Consider the following 15,947-nt stretch of genomic DNA (forward strand, 5'->3'; position numbering starts at 1 on the left):
CAATCAGATCCCCTCATTATTCAGCTATCGGGCGCGTGATTAGAGTTGGGCTGCTTGCCCAATTCCAGTCAGCCAGCACACCCCTGTAGGAGCGAGGCTTGCCCGCGAAGAACGATAACGCGGTATAGCTGGCAGCGCCGCGGCGCTCCTTTCGCGGGCAAGCCTTGCTCCTACAGGGTTTGCGTGTTGGTTTACGAGTATTGGGTCGCTTGCATCCACAACAATAAAGAGCGCCCCTCATGACCAATTCGAGTGCCGAAACACTTGCCCTGACCGCCACTGAACGTCCCACCAGCATGCGCTGGCGAATCTTCCTGATCATGTTGCTGCTGACCGCGATCAACTACATCGACCGCGCCTCGCTGTCGGTGGCCCTGCCGCTGATTTCCAGCGAGTTTCAAATCCCGCCGGCGCTGGAAGGCTTGATGCTCAGCGCGTTTTTCTGGTCCTACGCCTTGATGCAGATCCCCGGCGGCATGCTGCTGGACCGCTTTCAGACTCGTCGCGTGATCGTCGTCGCGACAGTGGCGTGGGGCGCGTTCCAGGCCTTGGCCGCTGGCGCGCACAACTGGATCTTGCTGCTGATCACCCGCATGGGGCTGGTCATCGCCGAATCGCCGATCATGCCCGCCGGCGCCAAGCTCAATGGCGCCTGGCTGACCCCCAACGAACGCGGGCGCGGCGCAGTGCTGGTGGACGGCGGCGCGCCGTTGGGCAGCGCGTTTGGCGCGATCATCATTGCCGACCTGATTGGCTGGTTTGATTCCTGGCGTATCGCCTTCGTGATCGCTGGTATCGGCACCATGCTGGCCGGTGTGCTGGCCTGGAAATACATCCGCAACCACCCCAGCGAACACCCCGGCGTAAACGCTGCGGAGCTGGCGCACATCACCGAGGGCAATCGCAAAACCAGCCAACCCGGTGCGGTGACCAGCATTGCCCTGAAAGAGCTGCTCAAGGACCGCTCGGTGCTGGCGATGTTCGCCGGTTACTGCTGCATTCTTAGCGTGTTCTACGGCTTGTTGACCTGGATGCCAAGTTACCTGCACCAGACCTACGGCCTGAACATTTCGAGCATGGGCGGCGCGACCTTCCTGATTTTCATGTGCGGGTTCGTGGGCGAACTGGTGGGCGGTTATCTGGGTGATAAGTGGAAGTCCAGCGGCGCCTCGCCCAACTTGGTGATGCGCAGCATGTTCAGCGGCTCGGCGCTGGTGGCGGCGCTGTGCATGCTGGCGGTGGCGTACACCACCGAGGCCGGCAAGGCGATTGGCCTGCTCTGCGTGGCGATGTTTTTCATTCGCTGGTGCGGCATGTACTGGTGCATTCCGTCGATTCTCGGCGGCACCTCGAAAACCGGCGTGCTGGCCGGCACCATGAATTTCTGCGGGAACATGGCCGGGGTGATCGTACCAATCATGATCGGCTTAATCGTACAGGTCACCGGCTCTTACTTTCTGGTGCTGATCTTCTTCGTGGTCATGGCCCTGCTGCTGGCGATTTTTTCCAGCCTGATCGATTATCGGGAACGGGGTCTGGCTTGAATGAGCGGAGGGCGAGTGAGCGTCGATATTGAATGTGTGGTGGTCGGGGCCGGGGTGGTCGGGCTGGCGGTCGCGCGTGCGCTGGCCTTGAGCGGGCGCGAAGTGATTGTGGTCGAGGCGGGCGAGGGGATTGGCGTGGGCATCAGCTCGCGCAATTCCGAGGTGATCCACGCCGGGATCTATTACCCGAGCGGTAGCCTCAAGGCGCGGTTGTGCGTGGAGGGCAAGCAGCGTTTGTATACCTTCTGCGATGAGCGCGGGGTTGACTATCAACGGCTGGGCAAGCTGATCGTCGCCACCGATGACGATCAGCGAGCGGCGTTGCAACGGTTGCTGGAACAGGGTTTGCGCAACGGTGTCGATGATCTGCAATGGCTCGATGCTCAGCAAGCGCGGGAACTTGAACCGGCGTTGTCCTGCGTCGCGGCGCTTTGGTCGCCGTCCACCGGCATTGTTGATTCCCATGGACTGATGCTGGCGCTGCAAGCGGACGCCGAAGCCTGGGGCGCGTCGATTGCGTTTCATACGCCGCTGTTGGCTGCCCGCTGCATTGAACAAGGTTTTGAGCTGCAAATGGGCGGCGCGCAACCCATGACGTTGAGCTGCCGCGAGTTGATCAACTGCGCCGGGTTGTCCGCGCCTGAAGTGGCGAGCCGCATTGAAGGTCTGCCATCCCATCACGTACCCATCGCGCGATTGTGCAAGGGCAGCTATTTCAGTTTCAGCGGTCGGGCGCCGTTTCGGCATTTGGTCTATCCGGCGCCGGAAAGTGCCGGGCTCGGTGTGCACATGACTCTGGATCTTGGCAGTCAAGCGCGTTTCGGGCCGGATGTGGAATGGGTGGAGCACATCGACTACCGCGTTGATCCGCGCCGGGCCGATGGCTTTTATCAGGCGATCCGCTGCTACTGGCCGGGGCTGCCGGATGACAGCCTGCAACCGGCCTACAGCGGCATTCGCCCGAAAATCACGGGGCCCACGGAACCGGCCGCCGACTTCATCATCAGCGGCCCGGCCGAGCATGGTGTGCCGGGGCTGGTGAACTTGTTCGGTATCGAGTCGCCGGGGCTGACCAGCTGCCTGGCGCTGGCCGAGCGGGCAATTATCGAGATCAACTAAACGCTGCAAATCCTCTGTGGGAGCGAGCTTGCTCGCGATAGCGGACTCTCAGCCAACACTCATGTTGAATGACCCACCGCCTTCGCGAGCAAGCTCGCTCCCACAGGGGATTGCGGTTATGTCGACGAACTGGGTTCCGTCAGCACTTTGCGGAACGTCTCCACCAACGGTCGCAGATTGATCCGGTGCCACGCCGCCCATAACGGCGTGGTAAAGGAAATCCACGGCACATCCCGCAACACCACGCCCGGTGGTGCGTTACGGCTCAACCCTTTCTGGATCATCGTGATGCCCAACCCCGATGCCACCAGCCCCAGCGCGGTGAACGGTTCGGTGGCTTCCATGCGAATGTCCGGGGTGAAACCGGCGCGGATGCAGGCGCTGACGAAGTCATCGCGGCTGGTGACATTCTGGCGGTGTTGTACGCCGATCCATTCCTGATCGGCCAGGTCGGCCGGGGTTAGCGTCACCTGTTGGGCCAGCGGATGGTGTTCGGGCAAGGCCAACAGCATCGGGTCGGCGAGTACCTGGAAACCCAGCAGGTCCTGGTCATCTGCGACGGGCGGTTCACGGACTAAAGCGATATCCAGACTACGCTGGCGCAGGCCTTCCAGTTGTTCGGCGGAACTCAGGTTGTACAGCGCGACGTGCACGTTCGGCCGATCCACCCGCAACACGCGCAAGGCGTTCGGCAACACCCCGGCGTGCATGGCGTTTTCAATGTAGCCGATGCACAACCCGCCTTCTTCACCGCGACCGAGGCGTTTGCCTAACGATTCCAGGCGATTGGCATGGGTCAGCAGGGCACGGGTTTCGGCGAGGAAAGTCTGGCCGTCGCGGGTCAGGCGGATACGTTGCTGGCTGCGCTCGAACAGCGTCAGGCCCAGGCGTTCTTCGAGCTGGGCGATTTGCCGACTCAGGGGCGACTGGGAAATGTGCAGGCGTTCGGCGGCGCGACCGACGTGTTCTTCTTCGGCGACGGCGACGAAGTAGCGCAATTGGCGGATGTCGATCATGTCAGACCTGTAGGGACTCAAGTGCTGCGTATTATGTCTTTGACGGTCCGATTACCGCAATCTACGATCTGCTCAACGGTCACCCACGTGGCCAACGACACTGATGAGGATTGAATAATGAGCTTGAAAGACAAACTGCCCGGCGCTCTGGGTTTCGGTACCGCCCCGTTGGGCAACATGTTCCGCGCTATCCCGGAAGAAGAGGCGATGGCCACTGTGCACGCGGCCTGGGATGCCGGCGTGCGTTACTTCGATACCGCACCGTTTTACGGTTCGGGTCTTTCCGAGATCCGTTTGGGCGCCGCGTTGGCCCACTACAACCGCGACGACTACGTGCTGAGCAGCAAGGTCGGCCGGGTGATTCTCGATGAAGTCGAAGACACGGCGGCCCGTGACCTCGGCGAAAAAAGCGGCGTGTTCGAACACGGTCGCCCGAACAAAATCGTCAACGACTACAGCGCCGATGCGACGATGCGTTCGATTGAAGACAGCCTCAAGCGCCTGCAAACCGATCGCCTGGACATCGTTTGGGTGCACGACATCGCCCAGGACTTCTACGGCGATCAATGGCTGGAATACTTCAACCAGGCCCGCACCGGCGCGTTCAAAGTGCTGACCCGTTTGCGCGAAGAAGGCGTGATCAAGGGTTGGGGGCTGGGCGTGAACAAGGTCGAGCCGTGCGAGTTGACCCTCGATTTGACCGAAGCCCAGCCGGACGGTTTTCTGTTGGCCGGTCGTTACACGCTGCTCGACCATGAGCGCGCCTTGCAACGCTTGATGGATGCAGCGCTGGCGCAGAACGTCGAGATTGTGGTGGGTGGTCCTTACAGCTCGGGCATCCTGGCCGGTGGTGCGCACTTCGAATACCAGAAGGCGAGCCCGGCGATCATTAATAAGGTCGAGCAGATTAAACGCATTGCTGCTGCACATGGCGTCAGCATCAAAGCGGCGGCGCTGCAGTTCTCCTTGGCTAACCCGGCGGTGGCGGCGGTGATTCCGGGTTCCAGCCGTCCTGACCGCATCGCTGAAGATGTGGCGGCGTTGACGGAGGTGATTCCTGCGGCGTTCTGGCAGGCGTTGCGTGAGGCGAAGCTGATTTCTGAACGGGCGCCGTTGCCGGGCGGTGTCGTATGAAAATTGATCTGAGTGGCAAGTTGGCGATTGTCAGTGGCAGCACCGCTGGTATTGGCCTGGGCATCAGCAAGGCGCTGGCCGAATGCGGGGCCACCGTGGTGGTGATCGGCCGCGACTCGGCCAAGGTTGAACAGGCACTGGAGAGCATTCGTGAACGGGTGCCGGGCGCGCAACTGCGGGGCCTGACCGCTGACCTCGGCACCGCCGAAGGTGCCGAGCAGTTGTTCGCCGCCGAACCGCGAGCGGACATCCTGGTGAACAACCTCGGGATCTTCAACGAAGTGGATTTCTTCGACGCGCCGGACAGCGAGTGGACGCGCTTCTATGAAGTCAACGTGATCTCCGGCGTGCGCTTGGCCCGGCATTACACGCCGGCCATGGTCAGTCAGGGTTGGGGCCGGGTGATCTTCCTGTCCTCGGAATCCGGGGTGGCGATCCCGGCCGACATGATCAACTATGGCGTGACCAAAAGCGCCAACCTGGCGGTGTCCCACGGCCTGGCCAAACGCCTGGCCGGCACAGGTGTGACGGTCAATGCGATTCTGCCCGGCCCGACCTTCACCGACGGTCTGGAACAGATGCTAAAAGACGCCACCGCCGAGTCCGGCCGCAGCGCCCGGGAAGAAGCCGACGCCTTCGTGCGCAAGGCCCGCCCAAGCTCGATCATCCAGCGCGTGGCGGACGTCGAAGAAGTCGCCAATCTGGTGGCCTACATCGCCTCGCCATTGTCTTCCGCCACTACAGGCGCTGCGCTGCGGGTTGATGGCGGCGTCGTCGACAGCATGGCAATCTGAACCTCATTTATAGAGAGAGCATTTCACATGGCAACTGCATCAGCGTTTATCGATATTCCGGCTTCGCCCGATGAGGTTTGGCAATTGATTGGGGGCTTCAACTCGCTGCCGGACTGGCTGCCGTTCATTCCCAAAAGCGAGCTGAGTGAAGGCGGGCGGGTGCGCAGTCTGCAAACGGCGGATGGGGCGGTGGTGGTTGAGCGTCTGCAAGCGTTCGATAACGCCGGTAAAACCTACAGCTATTCGATTGAGCAGGCACCGTTCCCTGCCACCGATTATCTGGCGACTCTGTGCGTCGAAGCCCAGGGGCAGGGCGTTCGGGTGACCTGGTCCGGGCGTTTCACCGCCAAAGGCGTGACCGACGAAGAAGTTGAAGCGCTGTTCAACGGTATCTACCAGGGCGGCCTCGAAGCGTTGCGGGCTAACTACCCGGCGTAAGCCACCACCGTAAACCCTGTGGGAGCGAGCCTGCTCGCGGTAGCGGACTGTCAGCCAACATCCACGTTGAATGACTCACCGCCATCGCGAGCAGAGGCGCGGCTACAGCCAGCTCACTGCGTTTGTACGCTCGTGGCGAGGTGAGCAAGGCAAGTCTTTACGCGCTTTTGTACCGCTGACGTTTGCGCTCGGTGAAGCTTTTCAATTTGACTGGAGCGAAGAAGGCTGCTGATCGGAGGCCTGTTTCGACGCATCCAGGTCTCCCACATGAAGCTGTGCGCCAGTCGCGCATTCTGGTTGGTTGCGTACCCTAGCCAAGGTCACGAGATGCTATTCGATGCCCATACACGCTCGTTCGGAGCGTTAGGTGGCGTGCCGCGTCGCGGCATCTACGACAACATGAAAACGGCTGTCGACAAGCTCAACAAAGGCAAGGGCTGCACGGTCAATGCCCGGCTTTCCGTGATGTGTGCGCACTACCTGTTCGATCCGGATTTCTGCAATGTCGCCTCGGGCTGGGAAAAGGGCATTGTCGAGAAGAACGTTCAAGGCAGTCGACGGCGTATTTGGCTTGACGCTCAAGACTGCATGTTCCACACCTTCGAGGAACTGAATGCCTGGCTCGGCCAACGCTGCCGGTCGCTCTGGAGCGAGCTGCCGCATCCGCATTACAACCGGCTAACGGTGGCAGAGGTCTTGGAACTGGAACGAGTTGAAATGATGCCGATGCCGACCGCCTTTGATGGCTATGTCGAGCGCACCGTAAGGGTCTCCAGCACCTGCCTGATCAGCGTGGCACGAAATCGCTACTCGGTGCCTTGTGAGCGAGTCGGCCAGTGGGTCAGCAGCCGTCTTTACCCATCCCGGATCGTGGTCATCGCCGATGACATGATGATCGCCAGCCACGAGCGTCTCTTTGATCGAGATCAGGTCAGTTTTGACTGGCAGCATTACATCCCGCTCATCGAGCGCAAGCCGGGTGCACTGCGCAATGGCGCACCGTTTGCCGATCTGCCCAATCCGTTGCGGCTTCTCAAACGGGGCCTAAGACGTCACAGCAACGGTGATCGAATCATGACGCAGGTGCTCGCTGCCGTGCTCGTCGCCGGTCTCGACCCGGTGCTGGTAGCGGTAGAACTGGTACTTGAGTCGGGAAGTCTGAGCGCCGATCACATCTTGAATGTTCTCGCCCGACTCACCGCTACTGCACCACCGCCTTCCGTAGAAACCAGCCTGCAACTCAAGGTGGCTCCCGTTGCCAACACGGCCCGATATGACCAACTCCGTACAACAGATGAGGAGAGCCGCAATGCGTGACTTGATGGCAGAACTTAAAGAACTGCGTCTGCATGGCATGGCGCAGGCTTGGGAGGAACTGGCGGCCCAGGGAGAAGCTTCGACGGTATCCTCGAAATGGCTGCTTGAGCATCTGCTCCAACAGGAGCAGGCAGATCGCGCCGTGCGCTCTGTGAATCATCAGATGAACATGGTAAAGCTCCCCATGCACCGTGATTTAGCTGGCTTTGACTTCAGCGCTTCCAGCGCTGATACCCGACTGGTCAAGGATTTATCCAGCCTTGAGTTTACGGAGACTGTGCAAAATGTCGTGTTCATCGGTGGGCCTGGAACTGGAAAAACACACCTGGTCAGTGCCTTGGCCGTGTCCGGAATCACCACTCATAACAAACGAGTACGGTTCTTCTCCACGGTCGATCTGGTCAACCTGCTGCAGCGTGAAAAGTACGATGGTAAGGCAGGCAGAATCGCCCAGGGACTGATGCGGGCAGACTTGGTGATACTCGATGAGCTTGGGTATTTGCCGTTCAGTCAGAGTGGAGGCGCGCTGTTATTTCACCTGCTTTCAAAACTGTAAGAGCACACCAGCGTGGTCATCAACACCAACCTCAGCTTCTCGGAATGGTCGAGTGTGTTTGGTGACGCCAAGATAACCACAGCGTTGCTGGATCGGCTGATACACCACTGCCATATCGTCCAAACGGGTAACGTGTCCTACCGCCTGCAACACAGCACCTTGGCCGCCCAGACAAAGATCAAATCGAGTGAACGAAAAGCGCAAGGACGAAGATGGTAGCGAGGACGATGAGCCGTTTTGATCTGCACCGTAAACACCCTTCCGCATGCCTGCAGGCGGTGGGGCTAGATGCGTCTTCAACCAGGACACTACTGCCAAGCTTATCCATAATTGTTGGGACAAAAATCAGCAATCCGCCCTGGGTCAATTTTCAATCAGCGCCAACAGCTCAAACACCGCTTCCCGATGTTCAGGACGGATAATGCGCATCTTCTGCCCCTTAATTAGTGCCGGTAGGTCTTGAATCCGCGGAACGTCGTCCACGATGGTAATCCTCGAAACGAAGTCTTCCTTCTCCGGGGCGGACAGGGTTGAAAGCAGCCCTTTCACCTTCAGTAGCGCTTTAGACTCGCTGGAGTGGAGAGTTGCTTGAGTCACCTCCCAAACACTTGGCAAAGCATCAGTGGTATCGGCGCCGTGAAGGAAAAACTCTAGGAAGGATCCAGGTGCTACCGTCGAAGTCGTGAACAAAAAAAATTGGAAATTTGATTCGATCCTCCCGTTACCGGTATATCGCGTAAGCCTTATATTGACGGACTTCCAGAAGTCGACCGATAGGTCATTCAGCCGGTCACCTACCGCTTTGTGCATCAATGACGCCAGCGTTTTGGTGCCCGAAGCATCCTCAAAATCCAGGTCGTCTTCTTTCTCGATGACAATGGCAGTGTCTTCAGAAAGATCCAGCGCTTGGAATAACGCAAAGCGGGGCTGAAAAATGTAGCCCAAGCCTTGTTCCCTAGCGCTGTAGCGGTCAGCCGGCTTTTCGCCGCGCTGAGAGTCAGATATCGCAGAGCTCATGATGCGGCCTATGGTTGGCGAGCAGTGAAGAGAGGAAGAGGGTGGCGCAGCGTCCGTCCCTTCGCGCGAAGAGCCGTTAACGCCGGAGGGTTAACAGTAGCGAACCTGGCGCCGGCAGGGGGGTACACCGGCGGGGCATCGACCGCACACTCTGGCGGGGAGGGTGCTAAGGAAATTGCCATAAGCCGATGGTGCAGGGCAGTGACGCGGGATCGTGGGTTTGCGCAACCAATACGGAGACTGCGGCTGCCCCTATCCGCATTCTGGGGCAGATGGCATCGGGAGCGATGCGCTGACGCACGAATGTGTTGCTACTTTCCCTGTTCTCCAAAGATTCTTCCTGAAACTGTCATTCCCGTTCCCAGATCGTCGTGTCACGCCCAAGCGCGACACCCGTTACCAGTCGCTACCCCATGGGCGCCTAGTGTATAGAGGCGATGTTCGGTGTCGATATCGTGCATGAGATGAGAACTCTGTGCTGCAGCGTATTTGGGCCCAACCTGCGCAACGCATTCGCTTACGATCGTGATGAACGACAATGATTTCTGCTCGGTGGTTGTCGTTTACCCTTGGTGGTTCATGTTGGAGTGGTTTGCGATGGTGTACTGGGCCCAGTGGGCCCAAAACCGTAAAGCCACCGCCGATGCACAACCGGCTACTGCAGATGACGATGGCCTCGCAGTCGATCAACCGGTGCCAAACGCATTCTCACTGGCCTGCGTCAGGTCAAGGGCGTTACCAGCTATCTGGCCGTAGGCGGATTGATGCCTAGGCAACTTCCCAGGTTTTTGTAATTTCAGTTAAGTAAGGTACGAGACATCGCTTCGAAAATAATAAAATAAGAAAAGCGCTGACACGATATCAGCGCTGAGGCAAAGCAACATGGACATCCTAGAAATGCGCGTTAGCGTTATATTGATGTCAGAGCAAAGGGATGCTGTAACTTACGATCAACCGATTCTGATCCTGGTTGCGCGACGCCTCGCTGTTCGACTTGCCGTTGCGCCAACCGAATCCAACCCCTTTCAGCGCCCCGGACTGGAGCACGTAGTCCAGGCTCAGATCCCGCTCCCATTCCTTCTGGTTATCACCGGAGGTCGTCTTGATGTTGTCGCCGCTGAGGTACATGACCGACGCTTTCAGGCCCGGCACCCCCAAGGCTGTGAAGTCATACGCATACTGGCCGAAGGCGGTGCGCTCGCCTGCACGGGTGAAGGTCTGGATCAGGCGATCGGTATACAGGTAAAGACTGACCCCGCCGGCGCCCTTGTCCGGCAGGGTGCCTTGATTCAGCTGCGTGAAACCACTGCTGCTAGAAACGCTTTGATAACCCGCTGTGACCGCATGGGCGCCCAGGGTGTAAATCAGCGCGGCGCTCCAGGTCCGGTTGTCGATTTCGCCATCGCCGTCTTGGGTGTAGCCACTGATTCTGTAGCCCGAGGTGCCCGAGCTGTTTTTGCCGGACGAGTCTGTCTTGAAGTAGCGCAGGTCGGTTTTAAGGGATTGATTGTCCGAGATCGTCAGGATGTGGATCAGGCCGAAAAATTGCTGGGTGTAATAGTCGTCGAGGTTGGCGTAGTAATACTGGGCGGTAAGGTCCTTGGTGACTTTCCAGTCGCCGCCGGCGAAGTCGAACGCGTTGCTTTCACGGGTGCCGCCGGTGGCGGCCAGGCCGGTCTGATCGCTGGAGCCCCGGCCCGTCGCATGTTCGAGCCGGCCGCCCGTGAGGGTCAGGTCTTTGAACTCGGCCGAAGTGATCTGCCCACCTTCGAAGGTTTGTGGCAGCAGGCGGCCGTCGTTGGACACAAGGATCGGCAGCTTGGGCATCAGCGTGCCCAGGCGCAGCTCGGTTTTCGAGACCTTGACCTTGCCGGTCAATCCCAGTCGGCTCCACTGGTCCACAGCCCTGTCATCGCTGTCCGACGGGATCATCGAGCCGCCCACGTGCCGACCTTTGCCGCTGTCCAGGGTAATGCCCATCAGGCCTAACGCGTCGACGCCAAAACCCACCACGCCATCGGTGTAGCCCGACTTGTAGTCCAGCATGAAACCCTGGGCCCACTCCTCGGTCTTCGACGGTTTGGCGGTGCCGTCGCGGTTGTCGTTATTGAAATAGAAGTTGCGCATGTCCAGTGTGGCTTTGCTGTCGCCGAGAAAGTCAGCGTGCGCCTGGGTGCTCAGTGCAATGGCGCCCAGCGCCAGGGTGACAACGGTGTTCTTGTGGCTCATCTAAATCGCCCCTATTTTTTTGTAATTTGAATTCAGGAGGGTGGCTCCCGCAGCCTGCGGGAGCCTGAAACTTGAGTCAGATCCCCAACACGTTGGCGCCAATGCACGGATCAATCCCGCGCTCCAGGCGACGCTGATGAACGATGACGGTGATTTCCATGGACCCGGTGGTCACGTCAAAGTCCAGGATGTGGCCGCCATAGGCCTGGAACGTGGCGTCGCCGGCCACGCCGTGCATATGGATCGAAGGCTGGTCGTTCTTCCAGGCCACGGAGCCGGTAATGCTGGCCATCTCGACGTTGCTGAAAATCTTCGCGTCGAAGTCCTTTTTGTCCTTGTTCCAAAAACCGAACTTCACATTGCCGAAGCCGATACCGCTGATGGAGGCGCTGGGAATTTTTTCGGCGATGGCCAGTTTGGTCAGCTCCTTGAAAGCGTTGTCGCCCTGGCGCAGCACCATGAGGTAGCCGACGGGGGTTTTGGTGTAGCGCGGTGTGGCTTCAGTTGCACATTGCATAGGCGTTGTCGTCGCGGTGGGGGCGGTTTCGGCCACGGCCATTTGCATGGCCGCTGTGTTGAGCATGACGGCGGCAGTCATGGCCAGCATCAGTTTGCAAAAACGCTGGGTCGGGTGAAGTTGAAGGTGCATGAGGCTTCCTCTGTTTTTGTTGTTGTGTGGGTACAGCGGTTTTTTGGGCGCGCGAATCCGACGCCTGTTGTTCAACAGGCGCGGGAGTTGTTGCTAACAGCGGGTGTTAGTTGAAACCGTGTGTCTTAAAGCCCGTTGCGGCTGCTGACACCGTCAACCAGTCGGGCAATGCCCAGCGGGTTGGCGTTTTTCAGCGCGTCCGGCAACAAATCGTCGGGGCAGTTCTGGTAACACACCGGCCGCAGGAATCGGTCGATCGCCAGCGTCCCGACCGAGGTGCCGCGCGCATCCGACGTCGCCGGGTAAGGCCCGCCGTGAACCATGGTATCGCTGACCTCTACCCCGGTCGGATAGCCGTTAAACAGCACCCGACCGGCTTTCTGTTCCAGCAAGGCCAGCACGTCAGTCAGGGTATTGAGTTCCGAGTCCTCGACAATCAGGGTGGCGGTCAACTGGCCGCGCAGACCGTGCAACGCCCGGAGCAACTCGGCGTGATCGGCAACTTCCACCACGATAGTGGTGGGGCCGAAGACTTCTTCCTGGAGCAACTCATCACCGTTGATCAGCAGGCTGCCGTCGGCCTTGAACAATTGCGGCCACGCCTGATTACCCTGTTGTTCGGCGCCGGCCAGGTGCATGATGCCGGCGTGCATGTGAAGGTTTTCCAAACCGTGGCAATAGCTTTTCAATGCGCTGCTGTTGAGCATCGTCTGGGCGCTTTGCTCGCCCATCAGCGCCGCAAAACGTTCGAGGAACGCCGTGAATTCCGGCGAACGAATGCCCAGCACCAGACCGGGATTGGTGCAGAACTGCCCGGCGCCCAACACCACGGAAGCCGCCAGTTCGGTAGCGATCTTTTCCCCCCGTGCCTTGAGCGCTTGCGGCATCAACAACACCGGGTTGATGCTGCTCATTTCGGCGAACACCGGGATCGGCTGCGGTCGTGCCGCCGCCATGTCACACAAGGCCCGGCCTCCGCGCAACGACCCGGTAAACCCCACGACCTGAATCGCCGGGTGCTTGACCAGGGCTTCACCAACGCTGCCGTAGAGCATGCTGAACACGCCATCAGGCATCCCGGTTTTACGGGCAGCGCGGGTGATCGCGTCGGCGACGTAATCGGCGGTTGCCATATGGCCACTGTGCGCCTTGAACACCACCGAGCAACCTGCGGCGAGGGCTGATGCGGTATCGCCACCGGCCGTGGAAAAGGCCAAAGGAAAGTTGCTGGCACCGAACACGGCGACCGGGCCGAGGCCGGTGCGGTACAGGCGCAGGTCTGGGCGGGGCAACGGTTGCCTTTGCGGCAGTGCACGGTCGATGCGTGCACCGTAGAAATCGCCCCGACGCAGCATTGTGGCGAATAGGCGCATCTGCCCGCTGGTGCGGGCCCGCTCACCTTGAATGCGCCCGGCGGGCAGGGCGGTTTCCCGGCAGACGAGGGCGATGAACGTGTCGTCCAGCGCCTCAAGTTCGGTGGCGATGGCATCGAGGAAATCGGCACGCCGGGTGGCTGAAAGGTTGCGGAAAATCGGGTAAGCCGTGGCCGCTGCTTCGGCGGCCGCGTTCACTTCCTCCACCGTCGCCTGATGGAAGTGAAACGGCAGCACTTCACCGGTGCAGGCGTCGCGGCTTTGCAGGGTGTTCGAACCCTTTGCCGAGCGAACGCCGGCGATGTAGTTGTGGCCTGAAACTTCAAACATGGGAACTCCTTAAGGGCTGTTCAAATGGGGATCAAGTGAGCCGGTAGATCCGTCGGGCGTTGTCATGAAACAGCGCCAGCCGATCGGCGCGGGAACGCTCGCTGACGATGGTTTTGAACCCGTCGAGCACTTCGCTCAGGCTGTTCACCACGCCATCGACCGGGTAATTGCTGGCAAATGCACAGCGACTGACCCCGAAAATCGAAATCGCGTTGTTCACGACCACTCGGTTCGATTCCACAGGCCATGCCTGGCCGGGGATGCAAATTCCTGAGATTTTCAGTGCGACATTGGGCTCGCAAGCCAGCAGCGCCAGGTTGTCGCGCCAGCCAGCCAAACCTTCTGCCGAGCGATCAGATGGCAACGCCGTGTGATTGACCACGATGGTCACGTCGGGAAAGTCCCTGGCCAGCTCGGCGGCTTCAGGCAAATGCCACCACGGCGCCTGCAACTCGAAGTGCAAGTCGTTTTGCGCCAGTTGCGCATAGCCTTCACGCCAGCGGGGATCGCGCATGGAGCCCGGCGCCGCGAAATCTTCGCGCCATGCTTCACGGCTGGTGACCGTGGGTTTATGGCGCACGCCGCGCACCAGTGGATGGTTTCCGTACAGTCGCAAGAGGTCGGGCGCATCCTCGCGATCCAGCCACACCTGCCCGACCATGGCCGCTAGGGTCGGTTCGTCTTGCGTCAGGGACTCGATAAAACCCACTTCATCGGCCGGTGTCGCCGGGTCCCATTCACTTTCGATGACCACGGTCTGGACGATGCGATGGTGGCCCGTCAGGCAGCGATAGTGCTGGGGCAAAAAGGTGCGGCAGATTGACGAGTAATCGCCATAGCGAAACGCTCGCAACGGCCGGTCGTTCAACCACGGGTAGTAGTGAGCCTCGATATCGAAATAATGCTGGTGGGCGTCGACGATGGGTAAATCCGCGTCGTCGCCGCTGGCCAGGAAGCGTTCGCGCCAGTCGATGGCTGTGAGGTTATCCATGCTGTTCCTCCAGTCGATAAAAACGTCGTGCATTGCCGGCGAACACCGCTTCCTGCACCGCGCGACCCAGTGGCGCGAGCATCGCGGCCATGCCATCGGCAATCGTGTCGTAGGACGCGCGCAACCCCGCGACCGGGAAATTGCTGGCGAACATGCAGCGCGCGGGACCGAAGATCTCCAGCGCGGTCAGAACCACCACCCGGTTGTCGTCATAGTTCCAGGGCGAATCCTTGAGGCCGAACTCCGACAGTTTGATGTGGACGTTGGGCTGCAAGGCCAGCGCTTCCAGGCCCTGACGCCAGCGCGCCATGCCTTGGGGGCTGCGATCCCAGGCGAAACCGGTGTGGTTCAGGGCGATCTGGATCTGCGGAAACATCGCCGCCACGTCGGCGGCCTCGGCCAGGTGCCACGGCGGCACGCGCAAATCCCATGACAGGTTGTGCTCAGCCAGCCGGGAAAAACCCTCCAGCCATTTCGGGTCTTGCATGGTGCCCTTGGCCCCGGCAACCGACTCCAGCGGTGACTCTGAAGTCACCGGTTTCGAACGAATCCCACGGACCAGTGGCTTGGCAGCCTGGGCGGCGAGAATCTCGGCGCTGTCTTCACGATCAAACCAGGCGTGGGCAACGATGGCATTCGGGAAGCCATAACGTTGGTTCACCTGTTCCAGCCAGCGGGTTTCGGCGACTTGCTCATCGCGAGCACGCTCGGCCTCGACGTGCACCGTACCCACCAGTTTTTGTCTTTCGGTCAGGGCCAGGAAGTGCTCCGGCAAAAAATCACGGCACAGGCTGTGATAGTCACCGAGAAAAAACCCTTCGTGATACTCGTCCTGCAGCCAGGGATAACGCCCCTTGCCCAGATCCCACAGGTGGTGGTGAGCATCGACAGTCGGCAGGGCATCCTCGGCCGCCAAATTCGGCAGGTCGTTGCGTTCGTGCAGCGTGATCATGACGGCGACCCTTGCTCAGCGCGATGCGACGAATTGGGAAGAGCTCAGCACGCCGTCTTCGACTTCGCCAGCAGCGGCGGCCTCGGCTTTGGCCTGGACGCGGCTGCGCAGTTTGGCGACGTTAACCACCACCCGGGTATGGGCGGCCGTGGCCACCAATTCGACGTCGTCACGCACCTCGACGTTGAAGGTGACGCTGCGCCCCTCGATGCGTGTAACCGTGGCGACGATGCTCACCGACATGCCCAGCAGCGTAGCCCCGACGTGACGGATATCGACCGCCGCGCCGACGGTATTTTCGCCCTCATCCAGAAAGGTCAGCAAGTAGTCGAGACAGGTCTGTTCGATGTCGTCCACCAATCGCGGCGTGGCGTAGATGCGCAAGTCTTCGCCCAGGAACGAAATGGTGCGTTCCCGATCGACAACCTGTCGGCGCTCGGTGGCGGTGCCTGCTTGCAGCGAAGAGAAATTCATTAAAGACCTCGGGA

General features: G+C 59.9%; 13 protein-coding genes and 2 pseudogenes. 7 read left to right on the forward strand and 8 right to left on the reverse strand.

What is annotated here, in order from left to right:
• Nucleotides 1-239 precede the first annotated feature (239 nt).
• Nucleotides 240-1,544 (forward strand): MFS transporter, encoded by a 1,305-nt coding sequence (locus AC1MEW_RS12670; RefSeq protein ID WP_480426507.1) that lies wholly within the window; start codon nt 240-242, stop codon nt 1,542-1,544.
• A 15-nt stretch (nt 1,545-1,559) separates the two neighbouring features.
• Entirely contained in the window at nt 1,560-2,663 is a 1,104-nt protein-coding gene (locus AC1MEW_RS12675) for an NAD(P)/FAD-dependent oxidoreductase (protein ID WP_480426509.1), read from the forward strand.
• Between the two features lie 116 nt (nt 2,664-2,779).
• On the opposite strand, the gene AC1MEW_RS12680 is transcribed toward AC1MEW_RS12675, so the two are convergent.
• Nucleotides 2,780-3,679: a LysR substrate-binding domain-containing protein gene (locus AC1MEW_RS12680; RefSeq protein WP_480426511.1), complete on the reverse strand. Its 900-nt coding sequence runs from the start codon at nt 3,677-3,679 to the stop codon at nt 2,780-2,782.
• Between the two features lie 117 nt (nt 3,680-3,796).
• Between AC1MEW_RS12680 and AC1MEW_RS12685 the strand changes: the two genes are divergently transcribed.
• From AC1MEW_RS12685 to istB, 5 genes and pseudogenes are all read left to right on the forward strand, one after another.
• Nucleotides 3,797-4,813, forward strand: a complete 1,017-nt coding sequence (locus tag AC1MEW_RS12685) for an aldo/keto reductase (protein ID WP_480426514.1) — start codon at nt 3,797-3,799, stop codon at nt 4,811-4,813.
• Entirely contained in the window at nt 4,810-5,607 is a 798-nt protein-coding gene (locus AC1MEW_RS12690) for an SDR family NAD(P)-dependent oxidoreductase (protein ID WP_480426516.1), read from the forward strand. The genes AC1MEW_RS12685 and AC1MEW_RS12690 overlap by 4 nt, the downstream gene beginning before the upstream one ends.
• 27 nt (nt 5,608-5,634) lie before the next feature.
• Nucleotides 5,635-6,045, forward strand: coding sequence for an SRPBCC family protein (locus AC1MEW_RS12695; RefSeq protein WP_480426518.1), 411 nt, complete (start codon nt 5,635-5,637; stop codon nt 6,043-6,045).
• 100 nt (nt 6,046-6,145) lie between these two features.
• Nucleotides 6,146-7,362 (forward strand): annotated as a pseudogene (gene istA, locus AC1MEW_RS12700) (IS21 family transposase); the annotation flags it as partial.
• Nucleotides 7,355-8,159: pseudogene (gene istB / locus AC1MEW_RS12705) on the forward strand (IS21-like element helper ATPase IstB). The pseudogenes istA and istB, both read left to right, overlap by 8 nt.
• Before the next feature lie 122 nt (nt 8,160-8,281).
• Here the strand turns inward: istB and AC1MEW_RS12710 are convergent.
• From AC1MEW_RS12710 to AC1MEW_RS12740, 7 genes are all read right to left on the reverse strand, one after another.
• The gene (locus AC1MEW_RS12710; protein ID WP_480426520.1) at nt 8,282-8,935 is read right to left on the reverse strand and encodes a hypothetical protein; all 654 of its coding nucleotides are present in this window, start codon (nt 8,933-8,935) and stop codon (nt 8,282-8,284) included.
• Between the two features lie 921 nt (nt 8,936-9,856).
• Nucleotides 9,857-11,164: an OprD family porin gene (locus tag AC1MEW_RS12715; RefSeq protein ID WP_480426522.1), complete on the reverse strand. Its 1,308-nt coding sequence runs from the start codon at nt 11,162-11,164 to the stop codon at nt 9,857-9,859.
• Between the two features lie 76 nt (nt 11,165-11,240).
• The gene (locus AC1MEW_RS12720) at nt 11,241-11,813 is read right to left on the reverse strand and encodes a PPC domain-containing DNA-binding protein (protein WP_480426524.1); all 573 of its coding nucleotides are present in this window, start codon (nt 11,811-11,813) and stop codon (nt 11,241-11,243) included.
• 125 nt (nt 11,814-11,938) lie between these two features.
• Nucleotides 11,939-13,516 carry an aldehyde dehydrogenase (NADP(+)) gene (locus AC1MEW_RS12725; RefSeq protein WP_480426526.1) on the reverse strand — a complete coding sequence of 526 codons (1,578 nt, stop codon included), beginning with the start codon at nt 13,514-13,516 and terminating at the stop codon, nt 11,939-11,941.
• Between the two features lie 31 nt (nt 13,517-13,547).
• Nucleotides 13,548-14,507 (reverse strand): amidohydrolase family protein, encoded by a 960-nt coding sequence (locus AC1MEW_RS12730; protein ID WP_480426528.1) that lies wholly within the window; start codon nt 14,505-14,507, stop codon nt 13,548-13,550.
• A complete protein-coding gene (locus AC1MEW_RS12735) occupies nt 14,500-15,459 on the reverse strand; it encodes an amidohydrolase family protein (RefSeq protein ID WP_480426530.1) in 960 nt (319 codons plus the stop codon). The genes AC1MEW_RS12730 and AC1MEW_RS12735 overlap by 8 nt, the downstream gene beginning before the upstream one ends.
• 15 nt (nt 15,460-15,474) lie before the next feature.
• Nucleotides 15,475-15,933, reverse strand: coding sequence for a thioesterase family protein (locus tag AC1MEW_RS12740; RefSeq protein WP_480426532.1), 459 nt, complete (start codon nt 15,931-15,933; stop codon nt 15,475-15,477).
• Nucleotides 15,934-15,947: the final 14 nt, after the last annotated feature.

The sequence above is a fragment of the Pseudomonas sp. ASL4 genome (assembly GCF_056680395.1).

Excerpts from the sequence above, each read along its gene's own strand:
- AC1MEW_RS12670 (WP_480426507.1), top strand. The coding sequence starts at position 240 with ATGACCAATTCGAGTGCCGAAACACTTGCCCTGACCGCCACTGAACGT.
- AC1MEW_RS12680 (WP_480426511.1), bottom strand. The coding sequence starts at position 3,679 with ATGATCGACATCCGCCAATTGCGCTACTTCGTCGCCGTCGCCGAAGAA.
- AC1MEW_RS12685 (WP_480426514.1), top strand. The coding sequence starts at position 3,797 with ATGAGCTTGAAAGACAAACTGCCCGGCGCTCTGGGTTTCGGTACCGCC.
- AC1MEW_RS12690 (WP_480426516.1), top strand. The coding sequence starts at position 4,810 with ATGAAAATTGATCTGAGTGGCAAGTTGGCGATTGTCAGTGGCAGCACC.
- AC1MEW_RS12695 (WP_480426518.1), top strand. The coding sequence starts at position 5,635 with ATGGCAACTGCATCAGCGTTTATCGATATTCCGGCTTCGCCCGATGAG.
- AC1MEW_RS12710 (WP_480426520.1), bottom strand. The coding sequence starts at position 8,935 with ATGAGCTCTGCGATATCTGACTCTCAGCGCGGCGAAAAGCCGGCTGAC.
- AC1MEW_RS12715 (WP_480426522.1), bottom strand. The coding sequence starts at position 11,164 with ATGAGCCACAAGAACACCGTTGTCACCCTGGCGCTGGGCGCCATTGCA.
- AC1MEW_RS12720 (WP_480426524.1), bottom strand. The coding sequence starts at position 11,813 with ATGCACCTTCAACTTCACCCGACCCAGCGTTTTTGCAAACTGATGCTG.
- AC1MEW_RS12725 (WP_480426526.1), bottom strand. The coding sequence starts at position 13,516 with ATGTTTGAAGTTTCAGGCCACAACTACATCGCCGGCGTTCGCTCGGCA.
- AC1MEW_RS12730 (WP_480426528.1), bottom strand. The coding sequence starts at position 14,507 with ATGGATAACCTCACAGCCATCGACTGGCGCGAACGCTTCCTGGCCAGC.
- AC1MEW_RS12735 (WP_480426530.1), bottom strand. The coding sequence starts at position 15,459 with ATGATCACGCTGCACGAACGCAACGACCTGCCGAATTTGGCGGCCGAG.
- AC1MEW_RS12740 (WP_480426532.1), bottom strand. The coding sequence starts at position 15,933 with ATGAATTTCTCTTCGCTGCAAGCAGGCACCGCCACCGAGCGCCGACAG.